The sequence below is a fragment of the Mycobacterium heckeshornense genome, from assembly GCF_016592155.1.
Lineage (GTDB): Bacteria > Actinomycetota > Actinomycetes > Mycobacteriales > Mycobacteriaceae > Mycobacterium > Mycobacterium heckeshornense.
On record NZ_AP024237.1, the window covers coordinates 4,445,789 to 4,465,749 of the forward strand.

Below are 19,961 nucleotides of genomic sequence, written 5' to 3' on the forward strand. Positions count from 1 at the left end.
CATTCGAACATGCTAGCGAATAGCTGAGTGGAGATCGTCGAGGTGTTCGACGCCCTCGAGGCCGGCTTGGACCGCGCCCTGGGGCTGTCGGTTGACGTGTTGACCGCCCGGGAGTGCCTGGCCATGCTGGAACGCTGCGAAAGGCTGCGCCGCCGGCTGCCGGCCGTCGAGCACCCGTTGCTCAATCAGGTCGCCGCGCAGGCCGATGAGACCGAGTTGGGCGGCAAGTTGCCGTCGGCATTGGCCGAGCGGTTGCGGCTCAGCCGCGCCGAAGCATCCCGGCGCATCGGTGAAGCCGCCGAGCTGGGGCCGCGCCGCACGCTGACGGGCGAGCCGCTACAACCGGTGTTGGCTGCCACCGCCGCCGCTCAGCGGGCCGGCCAGCTCGGAGCCGGCCACGTGGCGGTGATCCGCAGCTTTTACCACCGACTGCCCGACTTCGTCGACGCCCCGACTCGCGAGCAGGCTGAAGCGCATTTGGCCCGCCTGGGCAGGAAGTTTCGGCCCGATCAGCTGGCCGGGCTGGCCGACAAGCTCGCTGATTGTCTGAATCCCGACGGAGATTTCACCGACGACGACAGGGCCCGCCGACGCGGCTTGACTATCGGTAAGCAAGGCAGCGACAGGATGTCCCCGATCAGCGGGTTTTTGACCCCGGAGGCGCGTGCCACTGTCGACGCCGTGCTGGCGAAACTGGCCGCCCCCGGCATGTGTAATCCGGCCGATCCCACGCCTTGCCTCGGCGGCACCCCATCGCAGCGGGCCATCGAGTCCGACACCCGAAGCGCTGCACAACGTAACCATGACGCGCTCAACGCTGCCGGGCGGGCGTTGCTGGCCTCCGGTGCGTTGGGACAACACAACGGGTTGCCGGCGACCATCATCGTGTCCACCACGCTCAAGGAACTCGAGGCCGGTGCGGGCACCGCACTCACCGGTGGCGGCAGCCTGCTGCCGATGTCCGATGTGATCCGGCTGGCCTCCCATGCCCACCACTACCTTGCCATCTTCGACAAAGGTAAGGCGATCGGCCTATATCACACCAAACGGCTCGCTACACCTGGCCAGCGAATCGTGTTGTACGCGAAGGACCGTGGCTGCACGTTCCCGGGTTGCGATGTACCCGGCTACCTCACTGAGGTCCACCACGTCACCGACTTCGCTACCTGCCGCGAAACCAACATCGATGATCTGACCCAGGGCTGCGGCACGCATCACAAGCTGGTCACCTCGGGCGGCTGGAAAACCCGCAAGCTCAAAAACGTTGATACCGAATGGATTCCGCCGCCGCATCTCGACCATGGCCAAGCGAGGACCAACTCGTTTCACTACCCCGAACGGCTCCTGCGCGACGGCGATGACGACGATGATCCTTAGCCTGAGCGGCTATTCGGAGAGCTGGAACTCCACCATCGCGGCGACGGAATCCACGGCCTCGCTCAGCGCCGCCAACCGCTCGGCCGCCGACGGTGCCGACAGCACGGCGTAGCGATCGGCCGGCCCGATGGGCAGCCGGGACGCCAAGGTATACAGCAGCTCGCCGGCATCGCCTGCTTTCTGTCGACGGTAACCCAGGACCGTTTCGCGGTCGGGTGCCCGGGCGCCGCGGGCGGTCGCGACTCGTTCGAACAACGCCAGCACCCGGTCTTCGAGCTCACCCAGTTGTGCATCGGTGACCGGCGTGCCCGGCTGGTCGGGCCAGCTCTGCACGACGGCCCGCGGATAGGGGTCGTCCGGCAGCCATTGGCACACCCGGATCCGCTCATCCATCCGGCACCGCAGCAGAAAGCGACCGGAGCCGGCGTCCACGCACTCGGCGATATGAGCCAGCGTGCCCACGTCGCAGCGGGTATCTCCACCGCCGACCTCGCGGCCGCGGGAGATCAGCACCACACCGAAGCGCGGATCGGCCTGTCGCATACAGTCTCGCACCAAAGCGGTGTAGCGCGGCTCGAAGATCCGCAGCGGCAGGTCATCACCTGGCAAGAAGGCCGATTCCAGCGGAAACATCGGTAATTCAACGGGTTCCGACGCCATCAGATGTCCAGCTCAGCAATCAGCGCGTCGACGACAGCACGCAAGTCCCCGTCGTGCTCCTCGGCCACCCGGCGCTGGCGTTGATACGACGCCCCTAACCGGGGAATGTCGGCGACGGAGGCTAGCTCGTCGGCGCAATGCAACGACTTCGCCACCGGCTCCAGACGATTGAGCACATCGATCAGATCGTCGGTGACCAGGCGTTCGTTGCTGTCGGCATCCAAGATGATCACGGCGTCCAGACCGTAGCGCGCAGCGCGCCACTTGTTTTCCTGGACATGCCACGGTGGCATGTTCGGCAGGGTTTCGCCGGCTTCCAGGCGACGGTCCAGGTCGACGACCAGACAGTGCGTCAGCGCCACCAGCGCAGCCAACTCCCGCACGTTGGGCACCCCGTCGCAGACGCGCACCTCGAGAGTTCCCTTGTGCGGCGAGGGCCTGATGTCCCACCGGATCTCGTCCATGTGGTCGATGATCCCAGTCTTCTTCTGGTCGTAGACGAAGCCTTCGAACTCGGCCCACTTCTGGAAATGAAACGGCAGCCCGGCGGTGGGCAGCTGCTGAAACATCATCGCCCGGTTGCTGGCATAGCCGGTATCCTCGCCGCCCCACCACGGTGAGGAGGCCGACAACGCCAGCAGGTGCGGGTAGCACTGCAGCATCGCCGTCATGATCGGCATCACCTTGTGCGCGGAGGAGATTCCGACATGCACGTGCACGCCCCAGATCAGCATCTGCCGGCCCCACCACTGGGTTCGCTTGATTAGTTCGGCGTAACGCGGTGCGTCGGTGAGCTTTTGGGCTGACCACCGCGCGAACGGGTGGGTGCCCGCGCAGAACAGTTCCATGCCCCGATCGCGGACGATTTTGCGCGCGGTGTGCAAAGTGTCACGCAGATCCTCCATCGCCTGAGCGGTGCAATCGCAGATCCCGCTTACGATTTCGACGGTGTTGCGCAGCAATTCCTTGTGCACCCTAGGGTTTTCGCCTATTTCGGCGATGACCGCGGAGGCTTCGTTGCTCAGGTCTCGAGTCTGTGCGTCGACGAGCGCGAACTCCCATTCCACGCCGACCGTCGGCCGGGGTGACCCGGCGAAATCGATACGGGCTGCTGCCCTGCTGGCCGGTGGGCTAGCCGGAACCAATGACACCGCACGCCACCCGCTTGCCGGCGTCACCAGTCGACTTCGTCATCGCATCGGGACCGGGCGTGCCGTTGGCCTGTGTGTAGCGCTCCGGCGGGATGTTGGCGAAGTTGTCCGGGCCGGCGTGGATGATGATCGCAGTCTTGTCTTTGGACAAAAGGTCCTCTTTGGTGAATGCGTCGGTCGTGGTCACCAGCAGCGCGGCTCCGTCCCTGCGCACCTGCAGGGAGGTCAGGTCACCGCTCTCGGGTTCTCCGGTATGCCCGGGCGCTTGGTAATGCCCGCCGGCGGAGAGGAAGTCCCCGGGGGGACCACCGGTGGGTGCGACCGAGTTGGGCTCGCACTTTCCCACCGCATGGATGTGCAGCCCGTGGAATCCGGGAGTCAGCTGGCCCAAGCCGGTGGTCCGGACGGTGATGGTCACGTAGCCCGGATCGAACTCGAACTTCGCCGTCGCCACCAGGGTCCCGTCGGGTGCCCGCAGGTGGGTGGTAATGCTCTCCGGCGGCACCGGTCCGCCTTCCGGCGGAGTCTTCGGCGGTGCAGGTGCGCCCGTCCACACCGACGGTGTGGTGCCGGGTGTAGTCGCCGGGGGCTGGTTCGGGGTGCATGCTGCCAGCAATGTGACCGGGACAGCGAGCACCGCCAATGCGGTTGCGGCAGCAACCGTGCGGCTCCTTGCGGGCTTGACCATATCGAGAGCCTATCGCCTGGCCGCGGCCGGCGCGTCTAGCCGGCGACCACCACGATGACGCCCGGCGGCTGGTCGGCAACCGCTGATATCCGCGGCTCCACCGGTGCATGCAACTGCTTACCGACCGCGTCGGCGGTGTCGCGCTCGCCCGCTGCGTCGCTGAAGTAGACCGTGGTGGACGCGACGTCGGGCAGCGAGAGGTTGCCGATCTCGGTGACGTTGAAGCCGGCGCTCCTGAGCTGACCGGCGGTACGAGCGGCGACACCGTCTTGCCCGGAGATGTTGTACACCCGCACATCGGACCGTTGGGCGGCGGCGCCCTTGGCCGAAGTGCGGGGCGCGGGCGTGCTCGTCGTCACCGTGGAAACCGACGTCGAGTCGTCGTCATCGGATTTGCCGGCCGAACTCATGGCCTGAAACCCGACCAGCAGGAAGATCACACCCAAAAACAGCAGCACCATGACCATGGCCCGCAGGGGTAATCCCGAGGAGTCGGGGACGCGTTCGTTCATCGAGCCAACTGTAGCCAGCGGTGCCCGCAGCGCCGCAAATACAAACGCAGCGTCAGGTGACCTCGAAGCCGAGCCGCCGCGCGGCGCGGGCCTTCTGCCGGCTTGCCCGCAGCCGCCGTAGCCGTTTGACCAGCATGGGGTCGGCAGCCAACGCCTCGGGCCGGTCGATCAGCGCGTTGAGTACTTGGTAGTAGCGTGTCGCTGACATCGAGAACAACTCTTTGATGGCTTCTTCCTTGGCCCCCGCGTATTTCCACCATTGGCGTTCGAACGCCAAGATGTCGTGTTCGCGGCGGGTCAGGCCATCGGCGATTTCAGAGTCGTCCCCCGATCGATTTGCCCGCGCCATGGCGCCGTCCATATCGCTTCCCTGGACCCTTCCGGCGAATTCCTCAATCTGTCGAATGTCTTTATGAAGTGGCATGCTTCGGCGATATTCAACCATGCCCGCAACTGTTGGGCCGTAACCAAGCCCCGCGAGTCGGCTCAGTTCTGTCCGCCCAACCCAACAGCGATGCTCCTCCTCCCGCCGCTTCGCAGCGCGCATCGTCGCACCGCCTAAGCTGCATTGCCATGGCCGTCGTACCTATTCGCATCGTGGGCGACCCGATCTTGCACACTCCGACCGCCCCGGTGCCGGTTGGTCCCGACGGCTCGTTGCCGGACGATCTGCCCGACTTGATCGCCACTCTGTACGACACCATGGACGCTGCTTACGGGGTAGGCTTGGCCGCCAACCAGATTGGGGTGGGGCTGCGGCTGTTCGTCTACGACTGCGCCGATGAGCGCGGCCAAACCGCCCGCCGCCGTGGCGTGGTCGTCAACCCGGTGCTGGAAACCTCCGAAATACCAGAAACCATGCCCGATCCCGATACCGACGACGAGGGTTGCCTATCGGTGCCCGGGGAGTCGTTCCCGACCGGACGCGCGAAATGGGCTCGGGTCACCGGACTCGACGCCGAGGGCAATCCGGTCAGCGTGGAGGGCACCGGACTGTTCGCCCGGATGCTGCAGCACGAGACCGGGCATCTGGACGGCGTTTTGTACCTGGACCGCTTGATTGGCCGACACGCCCGCGCCGCGAAACGGGCGATCAAAGCGCACGGCTGGGGAGTGCCGGGACTTTCCTGGACACCGGGTGAGGGGCCCGACCCGTTCGGTCACTGATGGTGTCGTGGCCTGATCCGGGGACGCGGGTAACGGTGCGCTACCGCCGACCGCCCGGGTCGGTGCCGCCGCTGACCGACGCGGTGGGCCAGCTGCTTCAGGTCGACCCGGTGGTGCGGGTGCGGACCAAGACCGGAGCGGTGGTGCAGTTCGCCCCCGGCGACGCGGTGGCACTGCGGGTGCTGACCGACATGCCGGTACGCACCTCCCAGATCCGCGGACTCGAGCACGCCGCTGCGCTTGCCTGGCCCGGTGTCGAGCAGCACTGGGTGGACGGCTGGCTGCTGCGCGCTGGACACGGCGTCACAGTTTCAGCTAATTCAGCTGTGCCGCTTGATATTTCAGCTGCCCTAAGTGCTATCCCCGCGATCGTGGACTGGTATCGGCAGCGGGGCCTGACGCCGCGGCTGGCGGTTCCCGATCGCCTGCTGCGCGTAGCGGCGGCGGGCGAACACCCGCATCAGATGCTGGTGCGTGGTGTCGGCCGAGCGGATCGGCAGCCATCGGTCACGTTGGCGGCGCAACCCGACGACGACTGGCTGCGGCTTCAGCCCCGCGCTGTGCCGGTCGACGTGCTGACCGCCGTCCTCGGCGGCGAAGTGGTGTTCGGCAACTGCGCCGGCATGGCGGTGGCCCGCGCGGCGGTAACCGACGCGCCGGACGGCACCCGCTGGGTGGGCCTGTCGGCGCTGGCAGCAACCGACGATCCAGACGGGACGCCGCACGCTATGCGGCTGTGCCAGACGCTGCTGTCTTGGGGTGCCGGCCGCGGCGCGACCCGCGGCTATCTGCGCGTCCACGACGGCGACACGCTCGCCGCCAGTGCGGCCGAATCACTGGGCTTTGCGCTGCACCATCGCGGCCGCTATCTGACAGTGCCGCCCGAGCTATGGTCGGGCCATGGTTGACGGGGACGACCCGCTGCATCCGGCTTCGCCGCGCTTGCGAGCGCCGCTACTTCGGCTGGCGACCTGGAATGTGAACTCAATTCGGATCCGCTTGGACCGCGTGCTCGATTGGATGCGCCGCGCCGACGTCGACGTGCTGGCCATGCAGGAAACCAAGTGTGCGGACGACCAGTTCCCCACCCTGCCGTTCTTCGAACTGGGCTACGAGGTGGCGCACTGCGGGTTCAACCAATGGAACGGGGTGGCGATCGCGTCGCGGGTGGGCCTCGACAACATCCAAGTCGGCTTTCCCGGGCAGCCCACCTGGAGCAGCGGCCCGCGAGGTGATCGCAGGCCCGGCGGAGCCGGACGCAGCGGGCCGCCCTGACCAACGGACGCGACGGCCGCAGCCGAAGCCCGCGCGCTGGCCGCAACCTGCGCCGGTGTGCGGGTGTGGAGCCTCTACGTTCCCAACGGCCGCGCTCTGGACGACGCGCACTACATTTACAAGCTGAATTGGCTTGCCGCGCTGCGTGATACAGCAGAAGGATGGTTGCGAGAGGATCCGTCGGCGCAGATCGCACTGGCCGGAGACTGGAACATCGCCCCCACCGACGACGACGTCTGGAGCATCGAGTTCTACCGGGGTTGCACTCATGTCTCCGAACCCGAACGCAAAGCGTTCAACGCCATCATCGACGCCCAATTCACTGACGTGGTAAGGCCTTTCGCCCCCGGCCCGGGCGTCTACACCTACTGGGACTACACGGCGCTGCGTTTCCCGAAAGACCAGGGGATGCGCATCGACTTCATCCTCGCTTCCCCCGCATTGGCGGTGCGGGTCGTCAACGCGCAGATCGTGCGCGAGGAGCGCAAGGGCAAGGCGCCCAGCGACCATGCTCCGGTAGTGGTGGACCTGCGCCGCGATTGAGCCGCACGGCGACAACACCGGCCCGGTCACTGACAACCAGCTGTGGGTCGGCTGCGTGTTTGCTTGCTGCGGGACGCACGGTTTATAGATAATGGTCAGAATCTTGCTGTTTCCGTGAGGACGACGCGTTTGCGGGTATACCGTGGCGAACCGGTCTGCTGCGGATTCAAGCAAGGGTCAGGGAGCGATGATGGGTGTCGGCGGCGCGGTACGCGGCGTAGGTCGGGCAGTCGGTCGTGCCGCAAATGCGACCACGATGGCCGCGGGCGCGGTCGGCGGGGCCGCGGTCAACGGAGTCGTCGGCGCTGTGCAGGGAGCGGCCGCCGGGGTTCAGCGCGGCCTGGCCAGTGGAAGCCATTCGACGCCGGCTGCGGCGTTGACGTTAGGCGCGCTCGGCGTCACCGGTTTGGTCGAGTGGCCGTTGGTGCTGGCGATCGGCGGCACCGCGCTGGTGCTGCGGCAACTTAACCGGCAATCCGCCGCGACGAGGACGGCGGCCAAAGCAGTGCCGACCAAAGCAGCGCCCGCCAAAGCAGCGCCGGTCAAGGCCGCGCCCACCCAAGCGAGCGCGGCCGCGACCGCTCAATCGCCAAGGAAGGCTTCGCAATCGCCGAGGAAGCAGACAACAACCAAGGCCGCGAAGGCGCCCGCGCGGCGACCACGAAGCGGCCAAGCACGGGGCAGGCAGTAGTCCAGAGGACATTGAGTAACGATTGAGTACCGTCGGATCGGTGGGAAGATCCATGCCGCTGCGCGGGATCACGATGGGACTACAGGCAACGTCAGCACTCGTCGGCGCATCGGTGAATACCGCAGCCACCGCCGTGACGTCACTGGCCTCCGCCGGCATCGGGATCGCCACCATGCCGGTTCGCGAAGGGGCCAGGGTGCTTTCCCGCGGGCTTTCCGGTGCGACCCTTACCCGGCACTGCTGGCGCGGCGATAACCGCGCCTGGATCGAGGTACGCGGGCTCACCGGTCCCGACGGCGACGAACTCGGCCGCGTCGTGCTCGACGGGGTCGCCGCGCAGCCCGGGGTCACCGCCGCCAGACTGAACCGCCCGCTATCACGGGTGGTCGTGGACATCGACGGCGAGCGGGTGTCGTTGCGCGATCTGTGCCGCGCAGTCGCAGACGCCGAAGCGCGATACCCCCGGCCACCTCGCGACCGGTCGGCGCGCCCCGCCAGCCTGCCGGGGGACGGCCTGCTGCTGGCGACCCGGATGGCAACGGTCAGCGCCAACGCGGTGGGGCTGGGCGCGGCCCTGATCGGGCGAGCGCTGCGATGGCCGCCGATGCCCAACGCGGTCGTGGCGGCCGCTGTGGTCGCGACCTACCAGCCACGGTTGCGCCGCCTGCTCGAAGACCGCATTGGCCGCCCCGCCGCCGACACGGTGCTGGAACTGGCCATGGCCGCGGCCGAAACCATGACGCTGTCGCTGGGATCACTGGCGGTGGATGTGACGGTCGAGGCGCTGAAGGCCGCCGAATCAGTCGCCGAGGCCAAAGCGTGGCACCGGCTTGAGCCGCGGCTGGCCCGGCACGCCGACAACGCGACCGGCCACCTGCCGTCACGGCCCGCGCCGCCGCCGGCGACGCCCGCCGACCGCCACGCCGCCGCCGCCGCCGTCGTGCAGGCGGTCGCTGCCGCGCTGGTCGGCGCCGCCACCCGCAGCGTCGACAGGGCCGCCACGGCGACATTGGTGACCGCGCCGAAGGCCAGCCGCACCACGCGTGAGTCGTTCGCAGCGACCCTCGGGCGCGGACTGGCCGACCAGCATTCGGTCCTGCCGCTGCGCCCGGAGATCCTGCGCCGGCTGGACCGGGTCGACGTGCTGATCATCGACCCGAGGGTGCTGTGCACCGACCGGCTGCGCGTGGTGCGCGTCCGCGGTGCCGACGAAGACGAGTTGTCCCCCGCCTGGGCCCGAGCCCAGTCCCTGCTGGACAACCCCGATCTTCGTGCCGGCTGGCACCGGGTGCCCGGAACCCCGGGCGACGTCGAGGCGTTGATCTGCCCAGCCCATGACCCGCTGGCCTCGGCCGTGGTTACCGAGGCCCGCCACTGCGGGGTCGAGCTGGTCTCCGTCGACACCGACGACCTCGGCGAGCTACGACCGGCGTTCGACGAGATCCAGCCGCGGGAAAACAAGTCCCTCGACGACGCGCTCTCCGCCGCGGTGACCGCGTGGCAACGTGCCGGCCATACCGTCGCTGTGTTGTCGTCGGCCGGCGCGCAAGCGCTTTCCCGTGCCGATCTGGCGCTGGGGGTGGTGCCCGACGACGACGCCGAACCGCCGCCGTGGTTCGCCCACCTGCTGCTGCCCGACTTGGCGGCGGCCTGGCGGGTGCTGCACGCGCTGCCCGCGGCCAAATCGGCGAGCCGGCGCGGGATCGAGATATCGGCGGGCGCGTCGGCTTTGGGCGCGCTGTTCATGCTGCCCGGTGTCCGCGGCCGCGGGCCCGGACCGGTGACCACCGGCGCCGCGGCCGGCCTGTTTTCCGGCTACCTGCTCGCCCGCAAGGTGGTTACCGCGCCCGCGCCAATACCCACCCCGGTCCACGAATGGCATGCGATGACGGTCGAGCAGGTCCGCAAGATGCTGCCGCCGCCGGATGTCGCTGAGGCGGCGGAGCCGCGACACCGGCCGATGGCAACGCGCGCACTGGCCACCGCGCAACGTGGCGCGCAAGTCACCGGGACACCAACTCGCGCGCTATGGCAGTTCCTCAAGGCCGTTCGCGCCGAACTGTCGGATCCGCTGACACCGGTGCTGGCGCTCGGCTCCGCGGCCAGCGCGATACTGGGCTCACCCGTCGACGCGGTGATGGTCGGTTCGGTGCTGACCGGCAATTCGATCCTGGCGGCCAGCCAGCGGCTGCGCGCCGAGAGTCGGCTTAATCGCCTACTGGCTCAACAGGTTCCGCCGGCCCGAAAAGTCGAAACCCGTGCCGACGGTAGCCGGGTCTACACCAGGGTTCTCGCCGAGCAACTGCGGCCCGGTGATGTGATCGAGGTGCGCACCCACGAGGTGGTGCCCGCGGACGCCCGAATCATCGAGGAGGAGGACCTCGAGGTCGACGAGGCCACGCTCACCGGGGAGTCGCTGTCGGTGCCCAAGCAGGTCGAACCCACACCGGGCGCGGACCTGCCCGAGCGGCGCTGCATGCTCTACGCCGGCACCACCGTGGTGGCGGGAACCGCGACGGCGCTGGTGACCGCCGTCGGCGCCGAGACCCAGGTGCGCCGCGCTGCCGAACTGGTATCCAGCGAGTTGCCCGAAATAGGGCTGCAGCATCAGCTGAGCCAGCTCACGAATCGGGCATGGCCCATCAGCGCGACCGGCGGCGCGCTGGTAAGCGCGCTGGGCTTGTTGCGGCGCAGGGGTTTACGCGAGGCGGTGGCCAGCGGCATCGCCGTCACGGTGGCGGCCGTTCCCGAGGGCATGCCGCTGGTGGCCACCCTGGCGCAGCAGGCCTCGGCGCGGCGGCTGACGAACTTCGGTGCGCTGGTCCGCGTTCCGCGTTCGGTGGAGGCGCTGGGCCGGGTCGACGTGGTCTGCTTCGACAAGACCGGGACGCTCTCGGAGAACCGGCTGCGAGTGGCCCGGGTCCACCCGGTGTCCGGGCACTCCCGCGAAGAGGTGCTGCGGTGCGCGGCGCACGCGGCACCGGCGGCCAACGGCGGCCCGCAGATCCACGCCACCGACGTGGCCATCACCGAGGCGGCGCTGGCCGTCGACGGTTCGGGTCCCGCCGGCGAACCCGACGCCCATCTGCCGTTCCGTTCCGGCAGGTCGTTCTCGGCGTCGGTGACCGACGACGAGCTGACGGTCAAGGGCGCACCGGAAGTGGTGTTGGCCCGCTGCCCAGATGCCGGCGCGGACGTGGAGCGCACGGTTCGGGAACTGGCGGCCGGCGGTTTGCGGGTCATCGCGGTGGCGCGCCGGCAGCTCGACCCGGCGCAGATCCGGGCCGTCGACGACGACCCCGACGACGCCATCGCCGAGTTATGCGCCGGCCAGTTGACGCTGGTCGGACTGCTCGGGCTCGCCGATACCATGCGGGCCGAGGCCCCGGGCCTGCTTGCCGATCTGCGTGACCGCGATGTCGACATCCGACTGATCACCGGCGACCATCCGATTACCGCGGCGGCGATCGCCCAGGAGCTGGGTATGCCGGTGACCGTGGATCAGGTCATCAGCGGCTCGGAGTGGGACGCGATGTCGCGCAAGGACCAGGAGCGCGCGGTCGCCGAACGGGTGGTCTTCGCCCGGATGTCACCGGAAAACAAAGTGCAGATCGTGCAGACCCTGGAGCGGGCGGGCCGGGTGTGCGCGATGGTCGGCGACGGCTCCAACGACGCCGCCGCGATCCGGGCCGCCACCGTCGGAATCGGCGTGGTGGCGCGCGGTAGCGACCCGGCCCACACCGTCGCCGACGTGGTGCTCACCGACGCCCGCATCGAGGCGCTGCCACAAGCCATCGACGAGGGCCGCGAACTGTGGCGACGGGTACAGGCGGCGGTGTCGGTGCTGCTCGGCGGCAACGCCGGGGAGGTGGTGTTCGCCATCATCGGCAGCGCGATCACCGGGCGTTCGCCGCTTAACACCCGCCAGCTGCTGCTGGTGAACATGTTGACCGACGCGCTGCCGGCCGCGGCGCTCGCGGTGAGCCCGACAACCAGCGCCGGCGAGCGCGGCACACGCGGCCTAGATGAGCAGGTCCTGTGGCGCGCGGTGGGCGTTCGGGGGGCGACGACGGCGGCCGCGGCCACGGCGGCGTGGGCGATGGCCAGTGTCACCGGGCGGCCGCAACGTGCGTCGACCGCGGCGCTGGTCGCGCTGGTCGCCACTCAGTTGGGTCAGACGCTGCTGGATTCGCGCGCTCCGCTGGTGGTGCTCACGGCCGGCGGCTCTCTTGTCGTGATGGGGACGCTGATCAGTATTCCCGGGGTCAGCCAGCTGCTTGGCTGCACGCCGCTTGGTCCGGTGGCGTGGGCGCAGGCGCTGGGTTCGGCGACCGCTGCCACCGCCGCGGTGGGCGTGATAAACCGCCTTGTCGGCGCGCCGCGAGCAGCACTGCCAGCGCCGCAGACGAGTCGAGCCGAGCCGGTGAACGATCAGCGTGCACGACCTCCAGGACGCCGACGCGCCACAGCACCGCGTACAGCTCAACCAGGGGAACAGTCAGCAACGGTGCCAGCGCTGAAGCCAGCGGATCGGCCAGAGCATCCGTCGCCATACGTCCGACAGTGACCGCAGCACCCGGCTCGGCGGCAAATCCTTCGTTACCGAAAGGCAAATGATGGTTGAAAGGAAGTCACGCCTCCGCACATCCCAACGCGAAGCGGTGGAAGAGATACGCGCCGGAGAGACGTTCGCCGTCAATCTCCCGGTGGTGGGCCAAATCGAAATTCCGCGGCCCGAACAGCTGGCCTATTTCGGCGGGTTGGCCGCGCTGGCGATGTTCGAGCTCATCGACTGGCCGGTCGCCCTGGTCATCGCCGCCGGACACATCCTGGCCAACAGCCACCACAACCGCCTCCTGGAGCAGCTTGGCGAAGCGATGGAAGACGTCTGACGCTTAGCGCTGCTGGTCGGAATCGGACGATCGCAGCGCCTCGGTGAGGGTGGGATAGACGTCGAGCACCCGGTCCAGGTTCGTCACCTCGATGGTGCGAATCACCTGGGCGTTGTCGGCGACCAGTCGAACCGACGTCCCGGCGGCGGCACCCGCGTGGTGGCAATCGAGCACCGCGTTCAAGCCGGCGCTGCCGAAGAAGGTCACCGCCTGTAGATCGACGACCAGCATCCGGGCCGGATGCGTGGATGCCTCGTCCAGCGCCGTCGTCAGCGCGGAGACCAGTTCGCCGACGGTACCAGAGTCAATGTCGCCCTTGACGCGAACGACGATGCAGTCCTCGCGGTCCTCGCGGTCAACCGCCAACAATTCCATCGGTGTTGCCTCGAATTTATCCGCCGGTCCGAAGACCGTGTGGGCAGCGTCCGGTCGAGAGACAAAGCGCGGTGCCCGAATCCGCCGTCTTCGCCGTCCTGGGGTGGTTCACAGCTTAGCTCGGCGGCTTGACTCAAAAGTGGCAAATCGTTTTTGCCGCTACGATGCCGATTCCGCCGGCACGCGGTGGTGAACGGTCAGCAGTAGGTGGTCGAACTGGTTCTGGACCGTCGACGACACCGGGGCGGCGGCAACCACTTCGCCGACCAGCTGCTTGGCCAGCGCACGCAGTTTGACGTTCGTCTCCTGCGACCGCCACCGCAGGACCCGGAAGGCCTGATCGGCGCTGATCCGGTAGACGGCCATCAGCATGCCTTTGGCCTGCTCGATCACCGCCCGGGATTCCAGCAGTTCAGGCAGGGTCTCGTCGAGGACCTCCTGACGGGTCTCGTCGCGGGCCTCATCGAAGACGCCCGTGAGGTCGATGTAGTAGCCTTCCGTGCCCACCACCGCGCCGTTGTCGTCCAACATCCGGTCGGCCACCACGATCGCGTCGTGAACATTGCCTGCTGTATCGAGAAACCGGTGACGGCTGGAGAACGAGGTCTGCGACTGCAGTGCCTGGTCCAAAAGCTCCTGGACATGAGCGCGGTCGTCGGGATGCTTGTGCGCCAACACTAGTTCGGTTGTCGGCTGCACGGACCCCGGCTGGTAGCCGTGCATTCGGACCAGTTCGTCGGACCACTCCCAGCGCTGACCGACGAACCAGAAACGGAACTCCCCCACGGTCAAGTACTCACCGACCACCGACGCCATCGCCCCACCCACCGTTTTCCTGGCTGTCTCGGTCGGCCTGTGTGCCACGCCGCGATCATCCCACGCCGAATACCGGCAGCCATAGCTTCGGCCGAGATGTGCGGCCGCCCGCGGCGGGCTGGGCACCGCTGCCGGGCTGCGCTAGCGTGGTGCCATCCAATAAATCCACGCGGGAGCGCGCGCCGAGTGCGCTGAGAGGACGGCTGGGGCCGTCGACCGTCCGAACCTGACCGGGTAATGCCGTCGTAGGGAGATGCTCATGACCGATCTGTCCGTTTCCGTCGCACCGTCCGTGACCACCGGCCCCATCGCCGGCAGCAGCAAGGTCTACCGCGACGTCGACAACGTTCCCGGTGCAAAGGTGCCGTTTCGGCGGGTGCACCTGTCCACCGGAGAGCATTTCGACCTCTACGACACCTCCGGTCCCTACACCGATCCCGACGCGGTGATCGACCTGCATTGCGGCCTGCCGCCGCGTCCGGGCGTGGTCCGTGACCGCGGCACCCAGCTGCAGCGGGCCCGGGCCGGGGAGATCACCCCGGAGATGGCCTACATCGCGGTGCGGGAAGGCATGCCGGCCGAACTGGTGCGCGACGAGGTGGCCCGCGGGCGCGCGGTGATCCCGGCCAACCACAACCATCCCGAAGCCGAACCGATGATCATCGGCAAAGCGTTCGCCGTCAAAGTCAATGCGAACATTGGGAATTCGGCGGTGACGAGCTCGATCGCCGAGGAGGTCGACAAGATGGTGTGGGCCACTCGGTGGGGGGCGGACACCGTCATGGACCTGTCCACCGGCAAGGACATCCACGAAACCCGGGAGTGGATCCTGCGCAACTCACCGGTACCGGTCGGCACGGTGCCGATCTATCAGGCGCTGGAGAAGGTCAAGGGCGATCCCACCAAACTGACCTGGGAGATCTACCGCGACACCGTCATCGAGCAGTGCGAGCAGGGCGTGGACTACATGACCGTGCACGCCGGGGTGCTGCTGCGGTATGTGCCGTTAACCGCTAAGCGGGTGACCGGGATCGTGTCTCGCGGCGGGTCGATCATGGCCGCCTGGTGCCTGGCCCATCACCAGGAATCGTTCCTCTACACCAACTTCGAGGAGCTGGCCGACATCTTCGCCCGCTACGACGTGACGTTCTCACTGGGCGACGGGCTGCGGCCCGGGTCGATCGCCGACGCCAACGACGCCGCGCAGTTCGCCGAGCTGCGCACCCTGGGTGAGCTGACCAAGATCGCGAAAGCTCGTGGCGCGCAAGTGATGATCGAGGGTCCGGGGCATATCCCGATGCACAAGATCGTCGAGAACGTGCGCCTGGAAGAGGAGTGCTGCGACGAGGCCCCGTTCTACACGCTCGGCCCGCTGGCCACCGACATCGCCCCGGCCTACGACCACATCACCTCGGCGATCGGCGCGGCGATCATCGCGCAGGCCGGCACCGCGATGCTGTGCTACGTCACCCCGAAAGAACACCTGGGCCTGCCGGACCGCAAGGACGTCAAGGACGGGGTGATCGCCTACAAGATCGCCGCGCACTCGGCCGATCTGGCCAAGGGCCACCCGCACGCACAAAAACGGGATGATGCGCTGAGCAAGGCCCGCTTCGAGTTTCGGTGGAACGACCAGTTCGCGCTGTCGCTGGATCCCGACACCGCCCGGGAGTTCCACGACGAGACGCTGCCGGCCGAGCCGGCCAAGACCGCCCATTTCTGCTCGATGTGCGGGCCGAAGTTCTGCTCGATGCGCATCACCCAGGACGTCCGTGACTACGCCGCCGCGCATGGACTGGAAACCGAAGAGGACATCGAAGCCGTCCTGGCTGCCGGGATGGCCGAGAAGTCGCGCGAGTTCGCCGAGCACGGCAACCGCGTGTATCTGCCCATCGCCCAGCGGTGATCGCACGCGCGGCGGAGCCGGGCGACGCGGGTCGCCGCTCATCGAGCCCGGTGACTTACCTGCCGCTGCCCCGCTCCGGTGCAACCCCGCCGCGGGTGCTGACGATCGCCGGATCGGACTCCGGGGGCGGTGCCGGCCTGCAAGCCGACATCCGCACCTGCACGCTGCTGGGTGTGCACGCGCTGTGCGCTGTAACCGCAGTGACAGTGCAAAACTCCTTGGGTGTCAAGGGTTTCCATTTGGTTCCCGAGCAGGTGATCGCCGCGCAGGTCGAGGTCGTGACACACGACATCGGCTTTCAGGCGGCCAAGACCGGCATGCTGGCATCGCCGGAGATCATCGCAGTCGTCGCCTCGGCCTGGCGTGACCACAGCCCGGATGTGCCGCTGGTTGTCGATCCGGTGTGCGCGTCCATGCACGGTGATCCGCTGCTAGAACCGAGCGGGCTGGAAACCCTTCGCGCCGAGTTGTTTCCGTTGGCGACACTGGTCACACCCAACCTGCACGAAGTCCGGCTGCTGGTCGGCATCGACGTCGTCGACACCGACACGCAGCGCGAGGCGGCCCGGGCCCTGCACGCGCTGGGGGCCCAGTGGGTACTGGTGAAGGGTGGGCACCTGCGACCATCGGCGTCCAGCACCGACCTGCTGTTTGACGGCAGCGAGTTTCGCGAATTCGACTCGCCGCGCATCGACACCAGCCACGACCACGGTGCCGGTGACACGCTGTCGGTCGCGGTGGCGTGCGCGCTTGCGCACGGCTACCCCGTCCCGGACGCGGTTGCGTTCGGCAAGCGGTGGGTGACCGAATGCCTGCGGGCCGCATACCCGCTCGGGCACGGCCACGGCCCCGTCTCGCCGCTGTTTCGGCTGGGCCGATGAATCTCCAGCAGATCGGCGGCGTCGCGCACGAACCCCGCGGCACCCCGTGCGGTGTGGTGGTGTTGACCCACGGCGCTGGCGGAAGCCGGGAATCCACACTGCTGCATCAGGTTTGCGACGAATGGGCACGCCGGGGCTGGCTGGCGGTGCGCTACAACCTGCCATACCGGCGGCGGCGGCCGACCGGCCCGCCGTCGGGTTCGGGCACCGCTGACCGCGCCGGCATCGTCGAGGCCATCGAGACGTGCCGGGGCCTGGCCGACGGGCCGCTGATCGCCGGCGGCCATTCCTACGGCGGCCGGCAGACGTCGATGGTGGTGGCCTGTCGCCGGGCGCAGGTGCAGCTGCTGATGCTGTTCTCCTACCCGCTGCATCCACCGGGCAAGCCTGAGCGCGCCCGTACCGAACACCTGTCCGAGATCACGGTGCCCACGGTGTTCACCCACGGCGCATCCGACCCATTCGGCACACTCGGCGAGATGCGCGCCGCCGCTGCGCTGATACCGGCGCCGACGCGAGTCGTCGAGATCGTCGGCGCTCGTCACGATTTGCGGTGCAAGGACGTTGACGTGCCCGCCCTGGCGGTGCACGCGGCGATGCAATTGCTCGAGCACAAGTGAGGCGATCTCGCCTCGCGCAACGGGCCGCAGACAGCATGGTGGTCACCTCGAGCCCCACTCCGACGTCTGCATCTGCCAAGAAATCTATGTCATTCTACATAGATTTCATCAATCGCTTCCGCCAATACGACGCAAGTGTGGTAAATAGGTTTTCTGTGAGCGATTCCCACGATGCCGCAATGGGCGATCGGCGCCTGCCCACCGGCGTGCCGGCCCCCGATCAGGGGGTGTACGGCATTTCCGTCGCCGCGGAGCTGTCCGGGGCGGGCGCCCAGTCGCTGCGACTCTACGAACGCTACGGCCTGGTCAGCCCCGCTCGCAGCGAGGGCGGGACCCGTCGCTACAGCGCGGACGATCTGGCCCGGCTGCAGCGCATCACCGAATTGGTCGCGGCCGGCGTCAACCTGGCCGGCGTCGCCCGAATCCTCGACCTTGAGGACGACAACGCGGCGCTGCGCGCCGACATCATGCGGCTGCGATCCGGCAAGCGCGGCCGACGCCCCGGTTCGACTGCCCGTCGAAGCAAGACCGTGCGGGACGATCACCCGGGTACATAGCGGCGCCGGCCGGCTTCGCCGCGGGCAAAAGCCGGGGGTAACGACTCGCTATCATCGCTGCGGCCGGTAGCGCGGCGGCTAGCAGGTTACTCGGGAGTCAAGGTACGGTTCGTTAGCATGAACGCCGAGCAGTTCGACGTCGTGATCGTGGGCGCGGGCTTTGGTGGTATTGGGGCGGCCATTGCGCTCAAGCGGCTCGGATACGACAACCTCCTCGTTGTTGATCGCGAAGCGGATCTGGGCGGAACCTGGCACGTCAACCGCTATCCCGGACTGGCCGTCGACATCCCGTCCACCACCTACTCGTATTGGTTCGAACCCAACCCGTACTGGTCGCGGCTATTCGCACCGGGTCCGGAACTCAAGCGGTACGCCGAAGGGGTCGCCGACAAGTACGACGTGCGCCGCCACATGCGGTTCAACACCGCCGTCGACGGTGCCCGCTGGGACGACGAGGCGCGGGTCTGGCTGGTGCAGCTCGCCGGCGGTGAAACCCTCACCACACGATTCCTGGTCACCGCAACCGGGTTTTTGTCTCAGCCCCACACCCCGGATATCCCGGGCATCGCCGATTTCAACGGCAAGATCATCCACACCACCGCCTGGGACGACAGCTACGACTTCGCGGGCCGTCGCGTCGGTCTCATCGGAACCGGCGCCACCGCGGTGCAGCTGGTCCCCGAACTGGCCAAGCAGGTCGCCGACCTGACCGTCTATCAGCGCACCGCCATTCACGTCGTCCCCAAGATCGACTTCGCAATCCCACCCTGGTTGCAGGAAACGTTCGCCAGGCTGCCGCTGGTGCACCGGGCCTTCCGGCTGGTGACCGACACGCTCTTCGAGATGATGACGGTGACCGGTGTGCTGCACTACCGCCAGTTCCGCCGACTCAACATCGCCGCCGCCGATCTTGCCAAGATCAACCGCTTCGTCTCGGTGCGCGACAAGGAGCTGCGCCGCAAGCTCACGCCCGACTACGACTTCGGTTGCAAGCGGCCCACCTGGTCCAACAGCTACTACCGCACCTTCACCAGACCGCATGTGCACCTGGAGACCAACTCGATCGAGCGAGTCGAGCCCGACGGCATCGTCACCGGCGACGGCCACAAGACCCAGATCGACACCCTGGTGCTGGCCACCGGATTCGACCTGTGGGACGCCAACTTCCCGGCTATCGAGCTGATCGGCCGGCAGGGCAGAAACCTCGGAAAGTGGTGGCGGGAGAACCGATTCCAGGCCTACCAAGGAGTGTCCATCCCCTACTTCCCTAACTACCTCAGCTTGGCCAGCCCGTACGCTTTTTCCGGTCTGTCGTTCTTCAACACGATGGAATATCAGATGCGGCACATGGACCGGTTGTTCAGCGAACTCAAGCGCAGGGGCGCAACCACATTCGAGGTCACCGAAGAGGCCAACGCGCGATTTCTGGACCGGATGACCAGACTACTTGACGACTCGGTGTTTTACGCCGGTGACTGTGCATCGTCACGGTCATACTATTTCAACCGCAGCGGGGAGGCGGCGCTGCTGCGACCCACGTCCACGCGCAACGCTGTCCGGGAAGGCTCGCGATTTCCGTTGAGCGACTACACATTCGCCTAAGGGGAATCCAGGCGCATCGCGCGGTTCTACGGTCTGGCTTGACCGCCGCACTCGACGCCATAGCTGCACCGACGGCGGAATAGAGACGATACTCGGACTGGGCTTCACCGATCCGAAGACCCGCAGCCTGACCATCGTCGGGCTGATCGTTAAAGCCGCTTATCTCGTCGGCATCGCAATTCGTGAGCGCCGAATAGCGCAGTTGCCTTTCGTGGTGCACCAGCTGTTCCAAGTCGACCGGCAGCGCC

General features: G+C 67.6%; 18 protein-coding genes, 2 pseudogenes and 1 riboswitch. Of the genes and pseudogenes, 12 read left to right on the forward strand and 8 right to left on the reverse strand.

All coding sequences use genetic code 11. The features are described from left to right. Positions 1 to 27: 27 nt before the first annotated feature. Positions 28 to 1,377 carry an HNH endonuclease signature motif containing protein gene (locus tag MHEC_RS21500; RefSeq protein ID WP_235434707.1) on the forward strand — a complete coding sequence of 450 codons (1,350 nt, stop codon included), beginning with the start codon at positions 28 to 30 and terminating at the stop codon, positions 1,375 to 1,377. Positions 1,378 to 1,386: 9 nt separating this feature from the next. Here MHEC_RS21500 and MHEC_RS21505 read toward each other — a convergent pair whose 3' ends face one another. From MHEC_RS21505 to MHEC_RS21525, 5 genes are read right to left on the reverse strand one after another with little or no spacing between them, the layout of a single operon-like run. Further along, entirely contained in the window at positions 1,387 to 2,037 is a 651-nt protein-coding gene (locus MHEC_RS21505; protein ID WP_048889504.1) for an LON peptidase substrate-binding domain-containing protein, read from the reverse strand. Then, on the reverse strand, positions 2,037 to 3,188 hold the full coding sequence (locus tag MHEC_RS21510; protein WP_071700521.1) for a glutamate--cysteine ligase: 1,152 nt from the start codon (positions 3,186 to 3,188) through the stop codon (positions 2,037 to 2,039). The genes MHEC_RS21505 and MHEC_RS21510 overlap by 1 nt, the downstream gene beginning before the upstream one ends. After that, positions 3,169 to 3,876 (reverse strand): superoxide dismutase[Cu-Zn], encoded by a 708-nt coding sequence (gene sodC / locus MHEC_RS21515; RefSeq protein ID WP_048889502.1) that lies wholly within the window; start codon positions 3,874 to 3,876, stop codon positions 3,169 to 3,171. Before sodC ends, MHEC_RS21510 begins: the two co-directional genes overlap by 20 nt. A gap of 35 nt (positions 3,877 to 3,911) precedes the next feature. After that, positions 3,912 to 4,388 carry a LytR C-terminal domain-containing protein gene (locus MHEC_RS21520; RefSeq protein ID WP_048889501.1) on the reverse strand — a complete coding sequence of 159 codons (477 nt, stop codon included), beginning with the start codon at positions 4,386 to 4,388 and terminating at the stop codon, positions 3,912 to 3,914. Between the two features lie 52 nt (positions 4,389 to 4,440). Beyond that, positions 4,441 to 4,749 (reverse strand): DUF3263 domain-containing protein, encoded by a 309-nt coding sequence (locus MHEC_RS21525; RefSeq protein ID WP_048889500.1) that lies wholly within the window; start codon positions 4,747 to 4,749, stop codon positions 4,441 to 4,443. A 212-nt stretch (positions 4,750 to 4,961) separates the two neighbouring features. Here MHEC_RS21525 and MHEC_RS21530 point away from each other — a divergent pair, with 212 nt between their 5' ends. The 5 genes and pseudogenes from MHEC_RS21530 to MHEC_RS25155 all read left to right on the forward strand — a co-directional run. Then, positions 4,962 to 5,555, forward strand: coding sequence for a peptide deformylase (locus MHEC_RS21530; RefSeq protein WP_048889499.1), 594 nt, complete (start codon positions 4,962 to 4,964; stop codon positions 5,553 to 5,555). After that, positions 5,555 to 6,463: an N-acetylglutamate synthase, CG3035 family gene (locus MHEC_RS21535; protein ID WP_048889498.1), complete on the forward strand. Its 909-nt coding sequence runs from the start codon at positions 5,555 to 5,557 to the stop codon at positions 6,461 to 6,463. The genes MHEC_RS21530 and MHEC_RS21535 overlap by 1 nt, the downstream gene beginning before the upstream one ends. Next, positions 6,456 to 7,373: pseudogene (locus MHEC_RS21540) on the forward strand (exodeoxyribonuclease III). Before MHEC_RS21535 ends, MHEC_RS21540 begins: the two are co-directional and overlap by 8 nt. Positions 7,374 to 7,560: 187 nt before the next feature. Next, positions 7,561 to 8,064, forward strand: a complete 504-nt coding sequence (locus MHEC_RS21545) for a hypothetical protein (protein ID WP_162838773.1) — start codon at positions 7,561 to 7,563, stop codon at positions 8,062 to 8,064. A 2,137-nt stretch (positions 8,065 to 10,201) separates the two neighbouring features. Then, positions 10,202 to 12,361, forward strand: a pseudogene (locus MHEC_RS25155) (cation-translocating P-type ATPase); the annotation flags it as partial. Here the strand turns inward: MHEC_RS25155 and MHEC_RS25160 are convergent. Continuing rightward, positions 12,330 to 12,617, reverse strand: a complete 288-nt coding sequence (locus tag MHEC_RS25160) for an Rv1535 domain-containing protein (protein ID WP_372507361.1) — start codon at positions 12,615 to 12,617, stop codon at positions 12,330 to 12,332. The pseudogene MHEC_RS25155 and the gene MHEC_RS25160 overlap by 32 nt on opposite strands. A gap of 60 nt (positions 12,618 to 12,677) precedes the next feature. On the opposite strand from MHEC_RS25160, the gene MHEC_RS21555 reads away from it, so the two are divergent. After that, positions 12,678 to 12,956, forward strand: coding sequence for a hypothetical protein (locus MHEC_RS21555; RefSeq protein ID WP_048889496.1), 279 nt, complete (start codon positions 12,678 to 12,680; stop codon positions 12,954 to 12,956). 3 nt (positions 12,957 to 12,959) lie between these two features. On the opposite strand, the gene MHEC_RS21560 is transcribed toward MHEC_RS21555, so the two are convergent. Beyond that, positions 12,960 to 13,331 (reverse strand): STAS domain-containing protein, encoded by a 372-nt coding sequence (locus MHEC_RS21560; protein WP_048889495.1) that lies wholly within the window; start codon positions 13,329 to 13,331, stop codon positions 12,960 to 12,962. Positions 13,332 to 13,490: 159 nt separating this feature from the next. Beyond that, positions 13,491 to 14,147 (reverse strand): PAS and ANTAR domain-containing protein, encoded by a 657-nt coding sequence (locus MHEC_RS21565; RefSeq protein WP_048889494.1) that lies wholly within the window; start codon positions 14,145 to 14,147, stop codon positions 13,491 to 13,493. A 159-nt stretch (positions 14,148 to 14,306) separates the two neighbouring features. After that, positions 14,307 to 14,416, forward strand: a riboswitch (TPP riboswitch). On the opposite strand from MHEC_RS21565, the gene thiC reads away from it, so the two are divergent. The 5 genes from thiC to MHEC_RS21590 all read left to right on the forward strand — a co-directional run bounded on the left by thiC (position 14,407) and on the right by MHEC_RS21590 (position 19,713). Then, complete coding sequence (thiC, locus tag MHEC_RS21570; protein ID WP_048889658.1) at positions 14,407 to 16,053, forward strand: phosphomethylpyrimidine synthase ThiC; 1,647 nt, start codon at positions 14,407 to 14,409, stop codon at positions 16,051 to 16,053. It overlaps the preceding riboswitch by 10 nt. 50 nt (positions 16,054 to 16,103) lie before the next feature. Continuing rightward, a complete protein-coding gene (thiD, locus tag MHEC_RS21575) occupies positions 16,104 to 16,934 on the forward strand; it encodes a bifunctional hydroxymethylpyrimidine kinase/phosphomethylpyrimidine kinase (RefSeq protein ID WP_048889657.1) in 831 nt (276 codons plus the stop codon). Then, entirely contained in the window at positions 16,931 to 17,554 is a 624-nt protein-coding gene (locus MHEC_RS21580) for an alpha/beta hydrolase family protein (protein WP_048889493.1), read from the forward strand. The genes thiD and MHEC_RS21580 overlap by 4 nt, the downstream gene beginning before the upstream one ends. Positions 17,555 to 17,733: 179 nt before the next feature. After that, on the forward strand, positions 17,734 to 18,111 hold the full coding sequence (locus tag MHEC_RS21585; RefSeq protein ID WP_048889656.1) for a MerR family transcriptional regulator: 378 nt from the start codon (positions 17,734 to 17,736) through the stop codon (positions 18,109 to 18,111). 117 nt (positions 18,112 to 18,228) lie between these two features. Continuing rightward, positions 18,229 to 19,713 (forward strand): flavin-containing monooxygenase, encoded by a 1,485-nt coding sequence (locus MHEC_RS21590; protein WP_048889492.1) that lies wholly within the window; start codon positions 18,229 to 18,231, stop codon positions 19,711 to 19,713. The last annotated feature ends 248 nt before the right edge of the window (positions 19,714 to 19,961 follow it).